Origin of the sequence: Candidatus Sulfotelmatobacter sp. (genome assembly GCA_036500765.1) — a bacterium.
Taxonomy (GTDB): Bacteria; Acidobacteriota; Terriglobia; order Terriglobales; family Acidobacteriaceae; genus Sulfotelmatobacter.
Window position 1 is genome coordinate 71,206 of sequence record DASYBM010000015.1, and the last position, 19,325, is coordinate 90,530.

At 58.0% G+C, this 19,325-nt stretch carries 21 protein-coding genes; 10 read left to right on the forward strand and 11 right to left on the reverse strand.

Features of this window, described 5'->3' with window-relative positions:
- Positions 1-409: 409 nt before the first annotated feature.
- Positions 410-679, forward strand: a complete 270-nt coding sequence (locus VGM18_16290) for a hypothetical protein (protein HEY3974565.1) — start codon at positions 410-412, stop codon at positions 677-679.
- Between the two features lie 166 nt (positions 680-845).
- On the opposite strand, the gene VGM18_16295 is transcribed toward VGM18_16290, so the two are convergent.
- Entirely contained in the window at positions 846-1,043 is a 198-nt protein-coding gene (locus tag VGM18_16295) for a hypothetical protein (protein HEY3974566.1), read from the reverse strand.
- 205 nt (positions 1,044-1,248) lie between these two features.
- Here VGM18_16295 and VGM18_16300 point away from each other — a divergent pair, with 205 nt between their 5' ends.
- Positions 1,249-2,058, forward strand: coding sequence for a DoxX family membrane protein (locus tag VGM18_16300; protein ID HEY3974567.1), 810 nt, complete (start codon positions 1,249-1,251; stop codon positions 2,056-2,058).
- Positions 2,059-2,073: 15 nt separating this feature from the next.
- On the opposite strand, the gene VGM18_16305 is transcribed toward VGM18_16300, so the two are convergent.
- From VGM18_16305 to proB, 7 genes are all read right to left on the reverse strand, one after another.
- Positions 2,074-2,733: a hypothetical protein gene (locus VGM18_16305; GenBank protein HEY3974568.1), complete on the reverse strand. Its 660-nt coding sequence runs from the start codon at positions 2,731-2,733 to the stop codon at positions 2,074-2,076.
- Positions 2,734-2,868: 135 nt separating this feature from the next.
- Positions 2,869-3,516, reverse strand: coding sequence for a MarC family protein (locus VGM18_16310; GenBank protein ID HEY3974569.1), 648 nt, complete (start codon positions 3,514-3,516; stop codon positions 2,869-2,871).
- On the reverse strand, positions 3,513-3,929 hold the full coding sequence (locus tag VGM18_16315; GenBank protein ID HEY3974570.1) for a type II toxin-antitoxin system VapC family toxin: 417 nt from the start codon (positions 3,927-3,929) through the stop codon (positions 3,513-3,515). Before VGM18_16315 ends, VGM18_16310 begins: the two co-directional genes overlap by 4 nt.
- Positions 3,926-4,198, reverse strand: a complete 273-nt coding sequence (locus VGM18_16320; protein HEY3974571.1) for a type II toxin-antitoxin system Phd/YefM family antitoxin — start codon at positions 4,196-4,198, stop codon at positions 3,926-3,928. The genes VGM18_16315 and VGM18_16320 overlap by 4 nt, the downstream gene beginning before the upstream one ends.
- Before the next feature lie 64 nt (positions 4,199-4,262).
- Positions 4,263-6,437: a M28 family metallopeptidase gene (locus tag VGM18_16325; GenBank protein HEY3974572.1), complete on the reverse strand. Its 2,175-nt coding sequence runs from the start codon at positions 6,435-6,437 to the stop codon at positions 4,263-4,265.
- Positions 6,438-6,649: 212 nt separating this feature from the next.
- Entirely contained in the window at positions 6,650-7,903 is a 1,254-nt protein-coding gene (locus VGM18_16330) for a glutamate-5-semialdehyde dehydrogenase (GenBank protein ID HEY3974573.1), read from the reverse strand.
- A gap of 31 nt (positions 7,904-7,934) precedes the next feature.
- Positions 7,935-8,687 carry a glutamate 5-kinase gene (proB, locus tag VGM18_16335; protein HEY3974574.1) on the reverse strand — a complete coding sequence of 251 codons (753 nt, stop codon included), beginning with the start codon at positions 8,685-8,687 and terminating at the stop codon, positions 7,935-7,937.
- A 197-nt stretch (positions 8,688-8,884) separates the two neighbouring features.
- Here proB and VGM18_16340 point away from each other — a divergent pair, with 197 nt between their 5' ends.
- A complete protein-coding gene (locus VGM18_16340) occupies positions 8,885-9,649 on the forward strand; it encodes a class I SAM-dependent methyltransferase (protein HEY3974575.1) in 765 nt (254 codons plus the stop codon).
- A gap of 210 nt (positions 9,650-9,859) precedes the next feature.
- Positions 9,860-11,329, forward strand: coding sequence for a pyridoxal-dependent decarboxylase (locus VGM18_16345; GenBank protein ID HEY3974576.1), 1,470 nt, complete (start codon positions 9,860-9,862; stop codon positions 11,327-11,329).
- Here the strand turns inward: VGM18_16345 and VGM18_16350 are convergent.
- The 3 genes from VGM18_16350 to VGM18_16360 all read right to left on the reverse strand — a co-directional run bounded on the left by VGM18_16350 (position 11,304) and on the right by VGM18_16360 (position 13,123).
- On the reverse strand, positions 11,304-11,729 hold the full coding sequence (locus VGM18_16350) for a type II toxin-antitoxin system VapC family toxin (GenBank protein HEY3974577.1): 426 nt from the start codon (positions 11,727-11,729) through the stop codon (positions 11,304-11,306). The genes VGM18_16345 and VGM18_16350 overlap by 26 nt on opposite strands.
- The gene (locus VGM18_16355) at positions 11,726-12,049 is read right to left on the reverse strand and encodes a type II toxin-antitoxin system prevent-host-death family antitoxin (protein ID HEY3974578.1); all 324 of its coding nucleotides are present in this window, start codon (positions 12,047-12,049) and stop codon (positions 11,726-11,728) included. Before VGM18_16355 ends, VGM18_16350 begins: the two co-directional genes overlap by 4 nt.
- Positions 12,050-12,199: 150 nt before the next feature.
- Positions 12,200-13,123, reverse strand: a complete 924-nt coding sequence (locus VGM18_16360) for a patatin-like phospholipase family protein (GenBank protein ID HEY3974579.1) — start codon at positions 13,121-13,123, stop codon at positions 12,200-12,202.
- Positions 13,124-13,330: 207 nt separating this feature from the next.
- Between VGM18_16360 and VGM18_16365 the strand changes: the two genes are divergently transcribed.
- The 6 genes from VGM18_16365 (at position 13,331) to VGM18_16390 (ending at position 19,248) form a co-directional block, all read left to right on the forward strand.
- Positions 13,331-13,861, forward strand: coding sequence for an NUDIX domain-containing protein (locus VGM18_16365; GenBank protein HEY3974580.1), 531 nt, complete (start codon positions 13,331-13,333; stop codon positions 13,859-13,861).
- Positions 13,862-14,013: 152 nt separating this feature from the next.
- On the forward strand, positions 14,014-16,467 hold the full coding sequence (locus VGM18_16370) for a 3-hydroxyacyl-CoA dehydrogenase NAD-binding domain-containing protein (GenBank protein HEY3974581.1): 2,454 nt from the start codon (positions 14,014-14,016) through the stop codon (positions 16,465-16,467).
- A gap of 173 nt (positions 16,468-16,640) precedes the next feature.
- Positions 16,641-16,847, forward strand: a complete 207-nt coding sequence (locus VGM18_16375) for a type II toxin-antitoxin system HicB family antitoxin (GenBank protein ID HEY3974582.1) — start codon at positions 16,641-16,643, stop codon at positions 16,845-16,847.
- 38 nt (positions 16,848-16,885) lie between these two features.
- Positions 16,886-17,458, forward strand: coding sequence for a DUF3455 domain-containing protein (locus tag VGM18_16380; protein ID HEY3974583.1), 573 nt, complete (start codon positions 16,886-16,888; stop codon positions 17,456-17,458).
- Between the two features lie 89 nt (positions 17,459-17,547).
- The gene (locus VGM18_16385; protein HEY3974584.1) at positions 17,548-18,723 is read left to right on the forward strand and encodes an acetyl-CoA C-acyltransferase; all 1,176 of its coding nucleotides are present in this window, start codon (positions 17,548-17,550) and stop codon (positions 18,721-18,723) included.
- A gap of 39 nt (positions 18,724-18,762) precedes the next feature.
- Complete coding sequence (locus VGM18_16390; protein HEY3974585.1) at positions 18,763-19,248, forward strand: hypothetical protein; 486 nt, start codon at positions 18,763-18,765, stop codon at positions 19,246-19,248.
- The last annotated feature ends 77 nt before the right edge of the window (positions 19,249-19,325 follow it).

Consider the following 19,325-nt stretch of genomic DNA (forward strand, 5'->3'; position numbering starts at 1 on the left):
AGCCCAGAAACCCCTTCTTTTCGAGGATCGATGCATAAGACAGTACGGATAAAAAGATCCTTTTCGAGCCGCCCCAGCTCGCTGTTACATCTTGGACAGCTCGGCGCAGTCCACCGTTGCACAGTCTGCGGCGTTGTGTCGGGATACCAAGACTGCGGGAGAGCATGATCAGAAGTTAAGGATTCGCACACACGAAGGCAATGTACGCATTTTCTCTCCGCCGCGCGTGTCCTCTTCGCCATGCCGTTTCTCGGAAACTTGGTGCAATGTCATTTTCTCACTTCCCGCTCGCAATACGAAGCATATTCCTGGCGAATCTATAATGAGATTTTGAGAACCGCCGGGTGCCCCATCCTTATCGCGTTCGCTGCGAAAGGGTGGGTACCACGGGCTCGTGCATCGAGAAGGTTTGAAAACGTCGGCGGCGGAGTATTCTGTAGCCACGGCTACGAACTGGCTTGAATTCGCACAGAAGCTGCAGGAGAATGCCCGCGCAAACTTGGCTGCGGATCGAAAGCGCTTGAAGGATATTCTCGCAGCCAAAGAAGACGACGAAACTCTCGCGGCCATTGACGAAGGCATCCGAGATGTGAAAGCTGTTCGAGTCGTTCCAGCGGAAAAAGTCCACGAGCTGTTAGAAAAGTGGATCGCCGACTCGTCTGCGCCGAAAAGACTATAAGAAATTCGCGGGAGTCCAGGATGCCGCCAGCGAGTCGCTTTGCTTTCTATGGCTTACGTGTCATGACAACTTCGCATGCCTCTTACTGTGATGACGTTATGTTCCCACAGGAACACTTTGCCGTGTGCCCCCGACCAAGCGATCTTGCTCATCTTCGCGCCTATTTTTATTTGTTCTTGAAATCATCGGGAGTCAGGCCAAAATCAGCGAGGACTTCTTCGTGCGGAATTCCCTTGCCTCCGCGTCGGTTGAACCAAGCCTTTGACTCGGCAACAGCCTGACGCTCCTGCTCGTTTTCCGGTTCGTCATCCACTGGAGCGTTCGCAATCGCGCGCGCAACGGGATCGAGCAAAGTTTCGAGCATATCGATCGCCTCCGGCACCTGGCTCGGAGCCAGCTTTTCGATCAGTTCGTGGCATGTTGTTTGTCAGCCGCCATGGTCTCGCTCCGTCATAAATTCTACACGGTTTGGTTGAAATCTAATCAGGAGCGGGAGTCCCGTCGACTTAAGCGTTACTCTTCTTACTCCAGCGCGTCTATACTCCAAGGCCTGCGCAGAAACGGAGACTATGAGAATCTATCTCGGGCGTCACGTATACGGATTGGCTGCCATCGCCTTCGGCGTCATCACTTTGGTGTGGCATGACTTTAACGGATGGCAACAGATCCGGGCGCTGGGCAACGTTCCTCACCGCGATGTTTTGGTCTACCTCGCCGCGGCCATCGAAATCTTCGGCGGCGTTGCGATTCAATGGCCGAGAACCAGGCGAATTGGCGCTCTCGCACTCGGCGCCATATACCTTGTCTTTGCCCTGCTCTGGGTGCCGTTCATCGTTGCGGAGCCGCTGAATTACGATCCGTGGGGCAACTTTTTCGAGCAATTCTCGTTGGTCTCGGGCGCGCTCATCGTTTATGGGTCGAGCGTGTATGAATCGAGCGTGTATGACTCGAGCGCCGGGAAGGATTCGGTGGGAGCGGCGAAAACACGGATCGCTCGTCTCGGCTACGTATTCTTCGGAATCTGCGTGGTTTCCTTCACGCTGGAACAACTCTTTTATCTTTCTGGAACTGCATCGTTCGTTCCCAAGTGGATTCCTCCCGGACAAATGTTCTGGGCAATCGCGACCACGATTGCGCTGGCGCTAGCCGCCATCGCGCTACTCTCCGGACGTTTCGCGCTTCTTGCATCTCAATTACTTACTGTAATGATAGTCGGCTTCGGTTTGCTGGTCTGGCTGCCGAGGCTCTTAGCCGATCCGCATACGCTGTTCAACTGGGCTGGCAACGCGCAGAACCTGGCAATCACAGCGGCGGCGTGGATTGTCGCTGATTTTCTCCGGCAAAATCGTTCGACTTCAAATGGTGCGCGAGTGAACTGACCGTGGGCAGCGACGCTACTTCCCTTCCAAATTAATGTCTCCCACGCCGACGTGCGCCCTCAGTTCGTACTTGCCTTCGCCGTGATACTTTAACTTCTTGCCGAGCCAGCCGGTGGTTTCGCCGTAGCCGTCGCCGTTGACCTCCCCGATGCCGGTGCTGGCGTTGACCAGACGATATCGGGCGTGCCCGCTGTTCACGCGAATGTCGCCGACGCCCAGGCTCAGATCCTTGTCGCCCTCAACCTCTTCCACGGTCACGTCTCCCACTTTGTCATGCACGTCGAGATTGGTGTTCTGCGGCACTTCCAGCTCCACGTCAAACTCGGTGTTGCTGCTGGAAGGCGCATGGAATTCGATCGTGGCATCGCTGCCTTTCACGTCAAAGTCCACCGTAGCCTCTTTCACGGTTTTCTCGCGGCGCGATTTGATGGTGTAGCGCAGGCTGATCTTGCTGGCATCTCCGCGCTTGATGTGCATGTCGCCAACGCTCAGGCGCACGTGCACGAAACCGCCGGCGGCAAACTCGCGAGCGTCACTGTGGGTCTCTTCGTAGTTCCAGTCATTGCTCCAGGATCTGGCTGCGCAAAGTGGAACCGCCGCAAGTAGTACGAGCGGAAGACAAGCGATAAATGTTTTGTTCAGCAGAACCAGACGGAGAAGCGACTTTTTGGACATGAAGCACCTCTTGGACATGGAAGCGCCTGATGGTGGTACGTAGAGAGGAGGAACGAAGTTCCAAAAGAAAGTTCTGAAAGTTCTGTCGTTATCGGCCGCAGGCGGACGAATGCGTCCGCCGCCACGTTTTTCCACTCAGTTTCTGAAGTCGGCCATGCCGTTCCACACCAGTTGCACCGCGATGGCAAGAATCAGGAAGCCGAAAATCTTGTTGATCGCGCCCACCGCGCTCGGCCCCAGACGCCGCACTAGCGGACCTCCCAGGCCAAAGAAAAGCGAAACGCTCACAGCGATGGCCGCAATGCCGATGACCATGCCTAGATACGCGGCTGCGTTGTCCACATGCGCCGCCAGCGCCATTACGACGCCGATGGCACCCGGCCCTGACATCAGCGGCATCGCCAGCGGCGTCAGAGAAATGTCTTCTTTGTCTTCGGCTTCGTGGCTCTCTTCCGGCGTGATGCGCGCATGCGATGTCACCATGCCCCAGGCCGTATTGGCCACGATCAGCCCGCCAGCGATCTTGATCACAGGCAGCGAGATGCCAAAGAATTGCAGCACAAAGCGCCCAAAGAAAAGAAACGTAACCAGAATTATGAAGACCCAAATTCCCGTCTTGATCGCGGTTCGACGACGATCCTGCGCCGTCCAAGTCGAAGTCATCGAGAAGAAGATGGGGACGCCGCCGAACGGGTCGACAATCGGAAACAGCGCCAGGAAAGTCGCCGCAGCCGAGGCGGGCAGCGTGCGCAGGAACTGGCCGAGTGCGTGCGCGGAGGTCATTCGCCGGCCTTGAACGGATTTAGAATCCCGACCCCGAGATGCGTGAAGTCTTTTTCGTTGCGGGTCGCTACCGTGAGGCCGTGGACCCGGGCGGTCGCCGCGAGCATGGCGTCTGCATCCAAAGCGCGGGACTTTCCCTCCATCAACCGTGACCACTCGCGAAAACAGGCAGTATCCATGGGCAACAATGAAAATGATGTTTCTACATAGCTCAGCCAATTCTCGATCTCTCGAGCCTTGGCTGCATCCTGCTTGCGAGTTCTTTCAACCCCTGCCTGAAGCTCTCCCATCGTGACAGCCGAGATGAATACCTGCTCTGCGCGAAGCGTGTCTAACCACGCCACCACCGCGCCGTGCGGATTGACTTTGCGAAGCTCAGAGACCACATTGGTGTCGAGAAGGTATCGGCTCACTTAAAGTCCGGATGACTAAAGTCGATGGGTGGCCTACGCTTTCGTCTCCTGCGCTTCGGAACACGCATGTCAAAACGGGGCCCAGGACCGAGGAGAATTTCTTTGATGCTGGGACGGTGAGCATGCTGCATGCGGCGCCATTCCTCAATGGGAACTAACACGGCGGCCTCGACGCCGCGGCGCGTCACGATCTGCGGGCCCTTCTCGAGCGCTGCGTCCAGAAACTCGCTGAAACGCGCCTTCGCATCTTGTAACTGCCACGTGCCCACGGATGAACCTCTTCTTTCATGGGATTATATGACTAGTCAGATGACTAGTCAATGATTCGGGTTTTTACCGGTACCCGTCCAGGATTTTCGCCGCGCGCTCCAGCGCGGCCGCGAGTACGGCGAGTTGCTGGCGCGCGCGCTCGCTGTCGCCTTTATCAAGAGCTTCATTCACGCCCGGGATTACCACCGCCGCATAACCCGTATATTCCCCGGGCGCATAAATCACATGGCGAAACCAGGGACGATGCGGCAACCCTTCCGACGACAGCAGCGCCCGCTCCGCCCCGCGCAGGGCCTGATTCAAACGTGCGGGATCCTGCGGCGGGCTCTTCTGCTTCGCCAGTATTTTTATTCCGGCGGCCTCGAAGTGCTGAGCCGCCGCATTCACCGCGCTGAAGTCGGGTGCATGGCTGCCGAATTTATCCTCGGCACGCTTGCGCGCCGCGTCCACGTACGCGACAATTTCTTTCCCATACTCGTCGTAGTCGTAAGGCAACACATCGGCGCCGGCCATGCGCAGGGCTTCCAATCCAAACACGCGCGCCATCTCTTGCTCGTAGGCGAAATCCGGATCGGCAAATTTTTTGAACCATGTGAAGTCATCGAAAGCGGAGTGGTATACGCCGTAAGAACCGCTCGAACTAATATCGTTGGATGGTACTCCTGTGTGCTGAAAAAATGCCGTGTAGTCGGAACCACTGCCCAAGTCGCCCACAGGCACGTCGCTCTTCCCCTGCGCCGCGGGAAGACGATGATTTTCGACAACCGCCTCGGTAGCAGATTGCGCCGAAAGGATCTCTGCCTGCGCTCCCTTCTCCCAAACCTCATAGACGGTTCCACCTTTCGGGCTGGGCACAACTTTGGTGACGTCGCGGATAAATTGTTTAAGACTAGGCACCGCCGATGCGCCAAACTTCGATCCGGAAACGGCGACATCCATATTGAAATACGCTGCCGCATTCGCCAGCTCGGCCTCATGTTGTTCCACCCACTCGGTCGAGCCCATCAAGCCTTCTTCTTCGCCGTCCCAGCTACAGAAAATCAGCGTGCGTTTAGGCTTCCACCCGGACTTCAGCAACTCGCCGGCGCCATGCGCCGCCTCGAGCATCGCCGCCGTGCCGCTATTAGGATCTACCGCTCCATAAACCCAGGCATCGCGATGGTTGCCCGCGACCACCCACTCATCGGGCAACTCCCCGCCACGCACGCGGCCGATCACGTCCCACAGAGTGCGGAACTGGTAGTCCTGCTTAAGATGCATCTTGAGCTTCGCCGGCCCCGGACCAACGTGATAAGTGAAGGGCAGCGCGCCCTGCCACTCGCGAGGCGAGTCTGGTCCGCCCAGGTGTTCCAGCACGGGCCAGGCATCGTGATACGACAGAGGTGTAACCGGAATCGTTGGCATCTGCCGCGATTCCTGCGGCGAAATCCGCTGTGACGCCGGAAGCGTGGGCACAGACGCCACGCCGGGAGTGGTCGGATCGCCAGGAAATTCGAACATATATCCCACCGACCCACGCTGCACGCCGGTATCCGGCCGCCACGGGCCTTCAGGATATTTATCGCCCTTTCGCCAACCGTCATCCGCCGGATCGGAATAGATGATCACGCCCGCCGCGCCGCGTTCCTGCGCGATGAATACTTTAACGCCGCGAAAATTCTGCCCGTAACGCACCAGCACGATCTTGCCGCGCACGTCGATCTTCAGCTTGTCCAGTTTCTCGAAATCCTCCGGCGTGCCGTAATTGGCATAGACTACGTCGGCTTCAGCGTCGCCCGACGGAGACATCCCGCTGAACGGCATGACCACGCGAGGATCGTCTTGAAAGGGATCGTGATCGACGTGCTCGCGCGTGGGTCCGTGCATTTCCACACCATCGGGCGCGACCAGATCGACGCTGATTTCCTCCGGGTAGTTGATCCAGACTTTGTATTCGACAATTTCGGTGTCGAGCCCGGCGTCGCGGAACTTCTGCGCGACATAGTCGGCTGTGGCTTTGTCTTCGATCGTGCCCGCCATATGCGGAACCTTGGTCAGTGTGCGTAGATGTTCCTCCGCCAGGTTGGCATCCGGAACGGCGAGAAAGCGCGATTCAACGGCCTGCTCAGCCGCGGCGTCGCGGAAACCAAAGATGGTGGGAGGGGAACCTGAAGCGGCTGCGGCGTCATGAGTAGCGGTTGAAGACGATCCGGAAAAAAATAGCGCTGACGACAGCACTGCTGATAAGAGAAGTTTCATCGGGCTCCTGGGGCGGAAGGTAGTAAGGTAGCATATACGTCGATAACCTTTACACTCCCGGATCTATGAAACGTCCAAAGAAGTCATTCAAACCGTTGCAGATTACGTCACTGAAGATTAAGTCACTTGGAAACAGCGGCGTTAGCGATGTGAGCGTGAACCACGACCGCTATCTTGCGGATTTCATCTACAGCACAAAGTTGCTGGAGCCACTACCGCACCTGCCCCGTCCCGACAATCTCGTACTTCGAAGAAGTCAGTTCCGCGAGCGCGAACGGGCCCCGGCAGTGGAGTTTCTGGGTGCTGATGCCCATCTCGGCGCCGAAGCCAAACTCTGCGCCATCGGTAAAACGGGTCGAGGCATTCCAGTAAACGGCGGCGGAATCGACGCGGTGCAGGAAGTTACGGGCGTTGCCTTCATTGTGCGTGACGATCGAATCGCTGTGCTTGGTCGAATAGCGGTTGATGTGGGCAATAGCGTCGTTGACATTGGCGACCACGGCCACGGCCATGCACAGGCGCAAATACTCTTCGTACCAATCTTGTTCAATCGCTGGCGCGACCGGCAATCCGGCCGCTAAGGTGCGGGCTTTGCCGTCACCGCGCACTTCCACCCCGGCCGCGATCAACTTTTTCGCGATGCGCGGAACATATTCCGCGGCGACCCGCTCGTGCACCAGCAATTTTTCCGCGGCGTTGCACACCGACGGGCGCTGCGTCTTGGCATTAATGACAATCCGGTCGGCCATGTCGAAATCGGCCGACTCGTCGACGAAGATGTGGCAGTTTCCGGCTCCGGTTTCGATAACCGGGACTGCCGAATTTTCTGTGACGAAGGTGATGAGCCCCGCGCCGCCGCGTGGAATGATGACATCGACCAATCCACGAGCCTTGATGAGTTCCTGCACCGATTGCCGGGTGCCGGAGTCGAGAAGTTCCATCGCGCCCTCGGGTACGCCCGGCACGGCGGTCATCATCTCAACCAGGCGCTGATTGCTGTGCGCCGCTTCTTTGCCCCCGCGCAGCACAATAGCATTCCCGGTCTTGAGCGCGAGCACCGCGGTATCGACCGTCACGTTCGGCCGCGACTCATAGATGATTCCGACGACTCCCAGCGGAACGCGTAGCTTGCGAATGCGCAGGCCGTTGGACTTCGTCCACTCCGCCAGCGTTTCACCGATGGGATCCGCTAGGGCCGCAACGTCGCGCACACCGCTCGCCATGTCTTTGATGCGTGCCGAGGTCAGCAGCAGGCGGTCTTGCATCGCGCCTTCCAGACCGGAGCTTTGCGCGTCTTCGTGATTCGCGGCGAGAATACTTTTCTCGTTCGCTTCGATCGCATCGGCAATCGCAAGCAAGATCGCATTCTTTTCTTTTGTAGTCAGCAGGGCCAGCAAGCTCGAAGCGGCGCGGGCACGCAGCAACTTTTCCTGTGTCGACGCAGTCGTGGTGAGCGTGGCAGCCATCGCAATAATTATCAATCTTCAAGACTTCGAATTATCGATCCTTCTGCGGCGGAAAATAAGTTCCGATCTTGCGCTCCATGCCCGCCGTGATCGCCTTCGGATGACGCCCGTTCACAATAGCCACGTGCACTCCCCCTTCGCTCGCCAGCTTGGCAGCCCGCAGTTTTGAAATCATTCCGCCGCGGCCCTGCGAACTTTTGCCATTGCATTGCGCTTCGATCGTTGGAGTCAGCTTGCGAATCACGCGCTGCAAACGCGGCTGCTTGCGGCCGTTTGGCACGAGGAATCCATCGACATTGGTCAGCAGGAGCAGCCAGTCCGCTTTGACCGCCGTAGCCAGCAGCGAACTCAACTCGTCGTTGTCGCCGAACGCGCCTTCCAACTCGCGCACAGAAACGCTGTCGTTCTCGTTCACGATTGGCACGACACCCAAGGCCAGGAGTTCGGCAAGTGCGTTCTGCAAATTGCGGTAGCGCACGGGAGAAGTGAAATCATCACTCGAGAGCAACAACTGCGCCACGACTTTCTTGCCGAAGAAAAGACGCTCGTAAGTATGCATCAGCTTGCTCTGCCCAACCGCGGCACAGGCTTGCATGCGCGGCACATCGTTCGGGCGCTTCTGGAGAGCAAGGCCCGACATACCCGCGGCGATCGCGCCCGAAGTAACGATCAGATATTCGTTCTTCGACAGATCGAACTGATCCACCATCCCGCGCAGCAGGTTGATATCAATTTGCCCGCCGGGAGCGATAAGGCTGGTGCCGACTTTAATGACAACTCGCATACTTTAGATGACGTGAGATGACAAGCTCATCGACCAGTTTGTGCGGCTGACGTACCAGGGCAAGTTCACATTTTCTTCGCCGCCGCGCGGTCCTCTCAGAAACCGCGACTCATACCCAGCGGCGACGGACAATACCTCTATCCTGCCGTTAGAATAGTTTTCTGGCAAGGTGAAAAATCTTGCCAGGTTGCAAGATTATGCCTGCTTCCAATGCCACCAGCCGCTTCTCCGATCGCGTGGAACATTATGTCCGTTACCGGCCAGGATATCCTGCTGAAGTTTTACAAGTTTTGAAAACCGAGTGTGGATTGCAATCCGGTCACGTGATTGCAGACATTGCCTCTGGCACGGGTATCTGGACGCGCGTTCTGCTTGAACATGGAAACCATGTCTTCGGAGTCGAACCCAACGCTGAGATGCGGCAAGCCGGCGAGCGGCTGCTGGCTTCATTTCCCAAGTTCACGAGCGTTTCTGGAACGGCCGAGGCGACCACGCTTCCGAATCACTCCGTCGATTTTGTCACCGCAGCACAGGCGGCTCACTGGTTTGATCGAGCGCGGGCGCGAGCCGAATTTGTCCGCATCCTCAAGCCGGGCGGATGGCTCGTGCTGCTCTGGAACGAGCGCCTCACCGATTCGACTCCGTTCCTTCGCGACTACGAACAATTATTGCTGACCTACGGCACGGACTACGAAGAGGTAAGGCATGAGCGCACCACCGACTCGGTGAATGAGTTCTTCGATCCGGCGCCGTTTCACGAGCGCGTGTTTCCGATGCAGCAGGAATTCGACTACGCGGGAGTCGAGGGCCGATTGTTATCGTCGTCTTATGCGCCGGGCCCGGAAGATCCCAAGCACACGCCCATGCTGCAGGAACTGCGCCGGATTTTCGAGATGCGGGCAGTCGATGGGCGGATCGCATTCGAGTACAAAACACGTGTCTATTACGGGCGGGTTTGGTAGCGCCGGCATCTTGCCGGCTGTCCCGAGGGCATCCCGCCCTCGGCGCTGGCGACCGCCAGTCTCTAAAACGGTTTAAGGGCATCTCGCTGTCAGCACGGCGGGCGAGTCGCCCGCCGGACAACCGCCGGAGCCTGCCCTGAGCGAAGTCGAAGGGACGGCGGCGCTACAACTTCTCTGCTACGATCTGCTTTTCAATCGTCCGAGGTTATCGTGTCCGACGAAAAATCTTTTCACATGACGCCCGATGAATTCCGCCGCCACGGTCACGCCGTCGTGGACTGGATCGCCGACTACCAGTCCCGTATCGAATCGTTTCCTGTGCTATCGCAGGTGAAGCCGGGAGAGACTCGCGCTTCGCTGCCAGCGAAGCCCCCGGCGCAGGGCGAGCCATTTGACGCGCTGCTGAAAGACGTCGAGCGCCTGATTCTGCCGGGCGTCACGCACTGGCAGTCGCCGAATTTCTTCGCCTACTTTCCCTGTAACGCGTCGGGGCCGGGGATTCTCGGCGATCTTCTTTCGTCCGGCCTGGGCGTGCAGGGGATGCTGTGGTCAACCAGCCCGGCTTGCACCGAACTCGAAACACACGTAATGGATTGGCTGGTCTCAATGCTCGGACTGCCGGAGAAATTTCTGTCGACGGCGACGGGTGGTGGCGTGATTCAGGATACGGCTTCGAGCGCCGCACTCTGCGCTCTGCTGGCCGCACGCGAACGCGCGACCGGTTACGTGAGCAACAAAAAGGGATGCAACGGTCGGCTGGTCGCCTACGTTTCGACCCAAACGCATTCTTCCCTGGAAAAAGCCGCGATGATCGCCGGCATCGGCACAGAAAATCTGCGCTTAATCGAAGTCGATGAGAATCTTGCCATGCGTCCGGATGCGCTGGCCCGCCAGATTGAAGCCGACAAGTCCGCGGGCCTGACTCCGATTCTTGTGTGCGCGACCGTCGGCACCACCTCCTCGAACGCGATGGACCCGATCGCGGCCATCGGCGAAGTCTGCCGCCAGCATCGTCATAATCAGGACAGGATCTGGCTGCACGTGGACGCGGCTATGTCGGGCACAGCCATGCTCTGCCCCGAATTTCGCCACTTGCAAAACGGAGTCGACCTCGCCGACAGCTATAACTTCAACCCGCATAAGTGGATGTTTACCAACTTCGACTGCAACTGCTTCTGGGTCGCCGACCGCAAGGCGCTGGTTCAGACGCTGAGCATCCTGCCAGAATATTTGCGGAATCAGCCGACCGAATCAGGAGCGGTCATTGACTACCGCGACTGGCACATTCAACTGGGACGGCGCTTCCGGTCGCTGAAATTGTGGTTCGTCATCCGGCACTACGGCGTGGAAGGCTTGCAGCACCACATCCGGCAGCATGTGCAACTGGCGCAAGATTTCGCCGAGTGGGTAAGAAATGACGACCGCTTCGAAGTGGCCGCTCCGGTGCCGCTGAATCTTGTCTGCTTCCGCCACAAGGCCGGCGACGCGGCGAATCAGACCATCATGGATCGCCTGAACCGCAGCGGCAATCTCTTTCTCACGCATACGAAGTTAAAGGGCAAATTGACGCTGCGGCTCTGCGTAGGGCAAACGCATACCCAGGCGCGGCACGTGGAGAAGGCGTGGAAGCGGATTCGGGAGGAGGCGGAGAAATTCACGCTTCCCAAGGATTCAAAATAGGGGTTAGTGTGACGACGAAGTCAGTGACATTTCGGGACACGATCGTAAGATTGTGGTGCAGCGCGGTGGCGGCGAGCAGGCCGTCGATCGCGGAGAGCGCTCTTCCCTTTCGCTTAGCTTCCGCTGCGAGCAATCCCCAGCGGTCTGCGATGTGAGCATCGATAGACAAGATCCTGCCAGAAAAACGGACTTGCAAATCCAGTTCCAACCAGGTCTCCAGATGGGTGCGGCGCTTGCTTTGCGGCGTTCCAGCTAAACCTTTTCGAATTTCGCCGAGCGTCAAGACGCTTAGGAACAGCAGGCTTTCATTCGCGGCCTGCATCCAATCCAATACGTTCTGATCAGGTTTGTTACGCACTAACTCAGAGATGCAGTTGGTATCGAGCAGAAATCCGCTCATAGCTCGATGTCATCGCGCTCAGGGTCGCGGTCTCGCTCCAGGTCGAGCTCAATACCGACGAGTGGGGATTGCCGAAAAAACTGCACGATATTCGTTGGCTGATGCGATTTACCGACGAGCCGCTCGTAATGCTCCTCGGCAACCATCACCACACCCTCTTTTCCTTGGCGCGTAATGCGCTGTGGGCCTTCGGTCCGCGCCCGCCGGAAGACTTCGCTAAAGCGGGCCTTCGCGCTTTGAATCTGCCACGCGTCTGACTTGGCCTTCACATTCAGTTGCGGATCGCCGGTTTTCGGAGCACGTAAGTTCGAATGTTTCATAGCGCCATAATATGACTAGTCTGACTAGTCTGGATTCTATGCTCCCGACTTAATCTTGTCAAAGCAATTGGTGCAATTAGTAATCATTCCCGCGGGTGCAAGAAGATGGAAAGGCTGCGAGCACCGGTCTTCGATGGGCAACCGTGCAGTTCAGTCCGCCGGCATCGGCGCGACTCGTGGCTCGCCGCGGCGTTCGATCGCGGGATAAGCTGCCTCGACAGGAGTCTCCAGCCATTTGCGCACTTCCGGCAGCGCTTTCCGCATGGCGACTTCGCCCGCGTGGATCAAGTCGGTGGCACGCTTGAAGTCGTCATAGGCGAATCCGGCGACGTCCGGTTCAATCACAATGTCTGCGGCTTCGCGCCACACGCCCGCCATAGCATCCTGCGCGATGGCGAACGATTGCCCGATCACGTCGAATAGATGGCGCGGCGGCCCGCCATTGGACCAGGTGCCTTTCAATTGCACCGCAATCACGCGATCCGCGCCCATCTCGCGCACAGGGTGCGTGGGCACCGGATGCGACAGCATACCGTCCACTAAATAGCGCCCGCGAATCTCTACTGGTAAAAACATTCCCGGATAAGCGCAACTCGCGCGCACCGGATCGACAATGTTGCCAGAGTGAAATACCACGCCCTCGCCGGTATTAAAATCTGTCGCAGTCACGCCGAGCGGAATGCGCATCTCTTCAAACGTCTTCACCTTCAACGTGCGGCTGAGAAATGCGATCATGCGGTCGTTGGAAGCGAATCCCATGCGCGAGAGGGTCCAGCGGGCGAAGGTCGTGAAGCGCGTACTATGCGCCACATCCTCCATTTCGGCCAGCGAGAGGCCGCTGCAATAGCAGGCGCCGATGAGCGCGCCCACGCTGGTGCCGGCAACAACGCGCACCGGAATATTTTCATGTTCGAGGACGTTGAGGACTCCAATGTGCGCGATGCCGCGGGCAAAGCCTCCGCCCAATGCCAGGCCAATCGCGGGAACAGGGGAAGCAACAACCGGGGCGTTCTTCCGGGAGAGTTCCCGCCCGAACGCCTGTACCGATCGAATAATCTTGCCGAGGCTGTTCACAGCCAACCCCACATTCCCGGGCCGCAGGTGGCCACAGTACTAAAACCCCTGCTGCTATATAAGATGCCACAAACGATTCAAGGGCTGTAAGGGCACAAGGGTGCTACGCAATCGTTACCTCAATAACCTATTGGGACAGTAACAGGTACCATGAGACCAGTACTGTGGATGACGAGACTCCTGTACTCCTGCTAACTTCCAGACAGTATGGTGCGCGAGATTTCAGCCGGGGGCGTCGTAATCCGCAAGAAAGAGGGCGGATGGTGGATGGCCGCCATCGAGTTGCCCTCCGGGGCGACTGCTCCGCCCGACCCGGCTGTATCCGACGTATTGATGGTCAAAACCCGGCACTCCGTAGTACCGAAAGCAAAGTCGAAGCCAGTGCTCTGCCTGCCCAAGGGGCTGATCGACCCCGGCGAGAAGCCTCTGGAAGCGGCACTGCGAGAAGTACGTGAGGAAACCGGCATCAGCGCGGTTCCCATCACGAAGCTGGCCGACAGCAAGTACGTTTATGTGCGCTCGTGGGGCGATGGCGAAAAAGTTTTCAAGATCGTCAGCTTTTATCTGCTGCGCTATGAATCGGGGCGCATCGACAATATCGCCGAAGAAATGCGAATCGAGGTCGGCCGCGCGCGGTGGGTACGCCTGGAAGATGCGCCTAAATTGCTAGCCTACCGCGGCGAAAAACAAATGGCGCGCCAGGCCTTGCAATACGTGGAGACCCACGCTGAGTTGTGATGAGTGAGCACGCCGGTAGATATATTTGTCGTCCAGCGATTACCATAGCAAGTCCCGCCAGTGTTCGTGGGGCGAAAGCAGATGTCATTTGAAATCCTCTGCGTCCTCCGTATCCTCTGTGGTTAAAGACTTTCTGTCTCGAGGCTTGATTCATGAAGCGCATCAATAAAGTCGCCGTTCTGGGCGCCGGAACCATGGGCGCGCGCATCGCCGCACATTTCGCCAACGCCGGTGTTCCCAGCTATCTGCTCGACATCGTCCCGGCGGACGCCGATGGTCCCGCACGCAATAAAATCGCCGCCGCCGGACTCGATGCTGTAAAAAAATCCAAGCCCGCCGCGTTTATGGAGCCGTCGCTGTCACGCTTCGTAACAGTCGGCAATTTCGACGACGACCTGAAAAAACTCGCCGACGTCGACTGGATCATTGAAGCCGTGGTCGAAAATCTCGAGCTGAAACGCACTTTGCTGCGCAAGGTGGAAGCCATCCGCAAGCCAGGGACGATTATCACGACCAATACCAGCGGCTTGCCGGTGGGCAAGATTGCCGAAGGATTCTCTGACGACTTCCGGCGGTCGTGGTTTGGCACGCACTTTTTCAATCCGCCGCGCTACATGCGTCTGCTCGAACTGATTCCTACGCCCGAGGCCGATCGTTCGCTGATCGATGCGGTCTCGCGCTTCTGCGACGTGCGTCTGGGCAAAGGCGTGGTGCTGGCGAAAGACACGCCAAACTTTATTGCCAATCGCATCGGCACATTCTCAGTGTTGAATGTAATGCGCCTGATGCAGGAGATGGACCTGACCATCGAAGAAGTCGACGCGCTCACCGGACAAGCCGTCGGTTGGCCGCGCTCGGCCACGTTTCGCACGATTGACATGGTTGGCCTCGACATTCTCGGAGACGTCGTCGGCAACATGACCAACAATGTTCATGACGAGCGCAGCGATCTCCGCCTGCCCGACTTCTTCACGAAGATGCTCGAACGCAAATGGCTCGGCGACAAAACAAAGGGCGGCTTTTACAAAAAAAATGTGGGACGGGCGCCCTCATCCACCGAACCGGGCGCCGAAGACGAACGCCTCGCCCTCGACTGGAGAACTTTCGAATATCACCCTCGGCAGAAGCCGAAATTTCCCGCGCTCGACATGGCGAAAAATATAGAGGACACCGGAGCGCGTCTACGCACCTTGCTGGGACTCGAAGGCGCCGGCCCGCAAAAAGGTGACAAAGCTGGCGCATTTTTGTGGGCGGCTCTCTCCGATCTGTGGACCTACTCGGCCAATCGCATTCCGGAAATTTCAGACTCGATCGTGGAAATCGACCGTGCTATGCGGCTTGGCTTTAACTGGGAAGTTGGACCGTTTGAACTCTGGGACGCAGCCGGAGTCGAGCCCACCGTCGCTCGCATGAAGAAAGAAGGCAAGCCGGTCGCGGGCAATGTCGAGAAGTTGCTCGCGGCAGGACACAAGGGTTGGTACATCGACGATCCCTATACAGCATCGGGCTGCAAGTACTGGGATCTCGCAACTGATCACTGGCGGCCAGTGGAAGTTCCAGCCGGAGTCTGGTCGACGACCGTGGCTAAGAAATCGAAGGGCGTCGTGAAGAACAATTCCGGGGCATCCCTGATCGACCTGGGCGACGGCGTAGGCTGCATCGAATTTCACAGCAAGATGAACTCTCTGGGCTCTGACATCATCAGCCTTATTAGCCAAACCCTGAAACCGGGAGGGCGCGGCGACGCGTTCGACGCATTCGTCATCACCAACGACGCGGCGAATTTCTCCGTGGGCGCAAACCTGATGCTGCTGCTGATGAGCGTGCAGGAAGAGGAATGGGACGATGTGGACCTCGCGATCCGCCAGTTTCAGGGAATGACGCAGGCAATTAAGTTCTCTCCAAAGCCGGTAGTAGCTGCGCCGTTTGGCCTCTGCCTGGGCGGCGGTACTGAAATTTCTCTGCACGCCGCGGCGCGCCAGCCGCACGCGGAGCTTTACGCCGGACTGGTTGAAGTCGGCGTGGGATTGCTGCCGGGTGGTGGCGGCTGCAAAGAAATGCTGCTTCGCGCCGTAGACGGCGCGGCGGCCGCGCGCGGAAAAGTTTCCGGCGAAGCACTTGCTGGGTCCGTCGAAATGCTGGAAGCAATGAAAAAGGCTTTCGAGACCATCGCCACCGCCAAAGTCGCCACATCGGCGCACGAAGCCCGCGGTCTGGGCATCATCTCCGACGGCGATCGCATTACGATGAACCGCGAGCGCGTGCTCTCCGACGCCAAGACCCGCGCACTCGAACTGGTCCGCGCTGGCTACGAACCTCCGGTACCGCGCAGCGACATTCCCGCACCCGGCGAAAGCTTGCTGGCCGCGCTCAAGATGGGTGTCCACCTGATGCGGCAGGGCGACTTCATCACCGACTACGAAGTGAAACTGGGCGCGAAGATCGCCGAAGTGCTCTGCGGCGGCTACGTCACGCCGGGAACGCCAGTGAGCGAGCAGTACATCCTCGACCTTGAGCGCGAAGGATTCAAATCGCTCTGCGGAGAAAAGAAAACGCAGGAGAGAATTCAGTACACTTTGAAGACTGGCAAGACTTTGCGGAATTAGTCCGATGAAGGTTCGTGACGTAATCAAACGGCTGGACCCTCGTCCGGACCAAGGGTAGTCACCGGCAGTTTCATCACAAATCGAAATCCGGGAACCGTTACGGTCGCAGGACATCCGTCACTGGACATTCCTCCAGGAACATTGAACAATATCTTCAAGCAGGCGGGATTGAAATGAAGTATCTCGTTATCTACGAAAAGTCGGCGACCGGGTGGGGCTCATATGCTCCGGACCTGCCGGGTCTGGGCGTCGCAGCCAAGACCCTCGAAGAGGCCAAAGAAGTCATCCGCGAGGCGGTGGATTTTCATATCGAAGGCATGCGCGAGCACGGCGAAGAAGTGCCGGTGCCCACCGCTACCACGGAATACATCACAGTCTGAGTTAGCTCTTTAGATTAAGATTAAGCTTAAAAGACAACATGCAAAAAATAAGACTTCATAATCCCCTCACAGGCGTCGCCGCCGCCCTACTCTTGCTTCTCGCCTCGCACGTCGCCACCGCGCAGAAAGACCCGCCCGCCGGCAAAGAATCCGCGCCCGACGTGCCGGACGCGATCGCCGTCCCCGCGGGCCAGGAAGTTGTATTCTTCGCCAGCGCCAAGGGATCGCAAATCTATACTTGCCAGGCCGGTTCGGATGGCAAATTCAGTTGGACGCTGAAAGCTCCCGATGCCGAACTCCGCGATCGCCAGAATAAAGTGATCGGGCAGCATTCCGCCGGACCCACGTGGAAGCTGAAAGACAGCAGCGAAGTCACCGGCAAAGCCGTCGCACATGTCGACGCGGTCGATTCCGACTCGATTCCCTGGCTGCTGGTGAATGTCGTCAGTCATGCCGGCAAGGGAAAACTCGAGAACGTGACGACGATTCAGCGTGTACACACGCACGGCGGCAAACCGGGTTCATCCGATGTTTGCGATGCGGCGCACAAGGACACGGAAACCAAAAGCAGCTATACCGCCGACTATTACTTTTTCGCGCCGGCGAAGTGAAGGCCGCAGGCCTGAAGCTGTTGCGAGGCCTGATGCGAACCACATGGCGCGCGCATCTAACCAAATGAAGCCGGGAACGGAGAAACCCTATGCGGGAAGTCATCATCGCCTCGTCCGTGCGCACGCCCGTAGGACGCGCCTACAAAGGCACCCTCCGCGCCACTCGTCCCGACGAGTTGGCCGCGGTGGCGATCAAAGGGGCGCTCGATCGCGTGCCGCAACTCGACGGCAAAGAAATTGAAGACGTCATTCTAGGCTGCGCCATGCCCGAAGCTGAGCAGGGAATGAACGTGGCCCGCATCGCATCATTGCGAGCAGGCCTGCCGGTCGAAGTCTCCGCGCTCACCATCAATCGATTCTGCTCCTCCGGCTTGCAGGCAATTGCCATGGCAGCCGAGCGCATCATGTCCGGTGGCGCCGAGACGATCGTCGCCGGAGGCGCCGAGTCGATGTCGATGATCCCCATGGGCGGCCACAAGATTTCTCCAAATCCCTGGCTGGTCGATCATTATCCCGACGCGTATCTTTCCATGGGACTCACGGCCGAGCGCGTTGCGCAGCGCATCGGCATTACACGCGAGGCTGCGGACGAGTTCTCACTACGCAGCCACCAGAAAGCGCTCGCGGCAATTCAGGCGGGAAAGTTCGAAGATGAAGTCGTGCCTGTACCGGTAAGCTTCAGCACGCCGAACGGATCGAAGCCCAAGCGCCAGGAAATTATTTTCAAAGTGGACGAAGGCCCGCGCGCGGATACTTCCCTTGAAGCTCTGCTCGGTCTCAAGCCAGCCTTCCACATGAAAGGCACGGTGACGGCCGGAAATTCGTCGCAAATGTCAGACGGAGCAGCAGCAGCCGTAGTGATGTCCGCCGATCGGGCGAAGGCGCTGGGCATCACGCCGCTGGCTCGCTATGTCTCGTTCGCAACCGCAGGCTACAAGCCGGAAGAAATGGGGCTAGGTCCAGTCTTCGCGATCCCCAAAGCACTGAAGATGGCAGGCCTGAAGCTTTCCGACATCGATGTGATCGAATTAAACGAAGCCTTCGCCGCGCAATCGCTGGCGGTGATCAAAGAAGCCGGTCTTGATCCTGAAAAAGTAAATCCCAATGGCGGTGCGATCGCTCTTGGCCATCCGCTGGGATGCACCGGCGCGAAGCTGACTGCCACCGTCATCCGCGAACTGAAGCGCCGCAAAGCCCGCTACGGCATGGTAACCATGTGTGTCGGCGGAGGCATGGGCGCAGCCGGAATTTTCGAGAATTTGTAGAGGCGACGGCGTTATAATTCCGCCTTAGGAGGGTTCGTCATGACTCTCACTCGCCTTCTCGCTGCCGCACTGTTGCTCTGCTCCCTGCCTGCTTTCAGTCAAATTCAGCCAGTCGGAACAACTTCGGACTCCGTTTATTCGGGCCCCATCCCCACTGACAGGTCACTCTATTTCTCTCCGGCGGCCACGCCTTCCGAACCGTGGAGGCTCATCTCGAAAACGGCGGTGGATGTCGGCGGAGTCAACGCTCTCGATCCCGCGCCTGTTGATCATTATCATCCTGACCGGCACAAAGATGATTCCGGTCGCTCCTTCCTTTCGAATGCCCGTTCGCGTACTCATGAGCCCGATCTATGGTTGGACGGAGATGGCGGCATTACGTGCCTCAAGTTGCGCAGCTATGTAGTGGCCCGCGACTCGAAGAATTCGGACTCCACGCATCTGGTGAGTTATTCGACCTGCCAACCAACATCGCGTTATGGACTGAAGACCACAGAAATCCGAACCGAATCGGTTTACCGATAAACCGCGACGCGTAACTTAGGATTGACCATATCAAACGGCATTGCCTTCCCGACCGGCGCCGTTTTTCAGGTGAAGCG

Coding starts and splice junctions, on each gene's coding strand:
- VGM18_16295 (HEY3974566.1), bottom strand. CDS start 1,043: ATGCTCGAAACTTTGCTCGATCCCGTTGCGCGCGCGATTGCGAACGCT.
- VGM18_16300 (HEY3974567.1), top strand. CDS start 1,249: ATGAGAATCTATCTCGGGCGTCACGTATACGGATTGGCTGCCATCGCC.
- VGM18_16305 (HEY3974568.1), bottom strand. CDS start 2,733: ATGTCCAAAAAGTCGCTTCTCCGTCTGGTTCTGCTGAACAAAACATTT.
- VGM18_16310 (HEY3974569.1), bottom strand. CDS start 3,516: ATGACCTCCGCGCACGCACTCGGCCAGTTCCTGCGCACGCTGCCCGCC.
- VGM18_16325 (HEY3974572.1), bottom strand. CDS start 6,437: ATGAAACTTCTCTTATCAGCAGTGCTGTCGTCAGCGCTATTTTTTTCC.
- VGM18_16330 (HEY3974573.1), bottom strand. CDS start 7,903: ATGGCTGCCACGCTCACCACGACTGCGTCGACACAGGAAAAGTTGCTG.
- proB (HEY3974574.1), bottom strand. CDS start 8,687: ATGCGAGTTGTCATTAAAGTCGGCACCAGCCTTATCGCTCCCGGCGGG.
- VGM18_16340 (HEY3974575.1), top strand. CDS start 8,885: ATGCCTGCTTCCAATGCCACCAGCCGCTTCTCCGATCGCGTGGAACAT.
- VGM18_16350 (HEY3974577.1), bottom strand. CDS start 11,729: ATGAGCGGATTTCTGCTCGATACCAACTGCATCTCTGAGTTAGTGCGT.
- VGM18_16355 (HEY3974578.1), bottom strand. CDS start 12,049: ATGAAACATTCGAACTTACGTGCTCCGAAAACCGGCGATCCGCAACTG.
- VGM18_16365 (HEY3974580.1), top strand. CDS start 13,331: ATGGTGCGCGAGATTTCAGCCGGGGGCGTCGTAATCCGCAAGAAAGAG.
- VGM18_16370 (HEY3974581.1), top strand. CDS start 14,014: ATGAAGCGCATCAATAAAGTCGCCGTTCTGGGCGCCGGAACCATGGGC.
- VGM18_16375 (HEY3974582.1), top strand. CDS start 16,641: ATGAAGTATCTCGTTATCTACGAAAAGTCGGCGACCGGGTGGGGCTCA.
- VGM18_16380 (HEY3974583.1), top strand. CDS start 16,886: ATGCAAAAAATAAGACTTCATAATCCCCTCACAGGCGTCGCCGCCGCC.
- VGM18_16385 (HEY3974584.1), top strand. CDS start 17,548: ATGCGGGAAGTCATCATCGCCTCGTCCGTGCGCACGCCCGTAGGACGC.
- VGM18_16390 (HEY3974585.1), top strand. CDS start 18,763: ATGACTCTCACTCGCCTTCTCGCTGCCGCACTGTTGCTCTGCTCCCTG.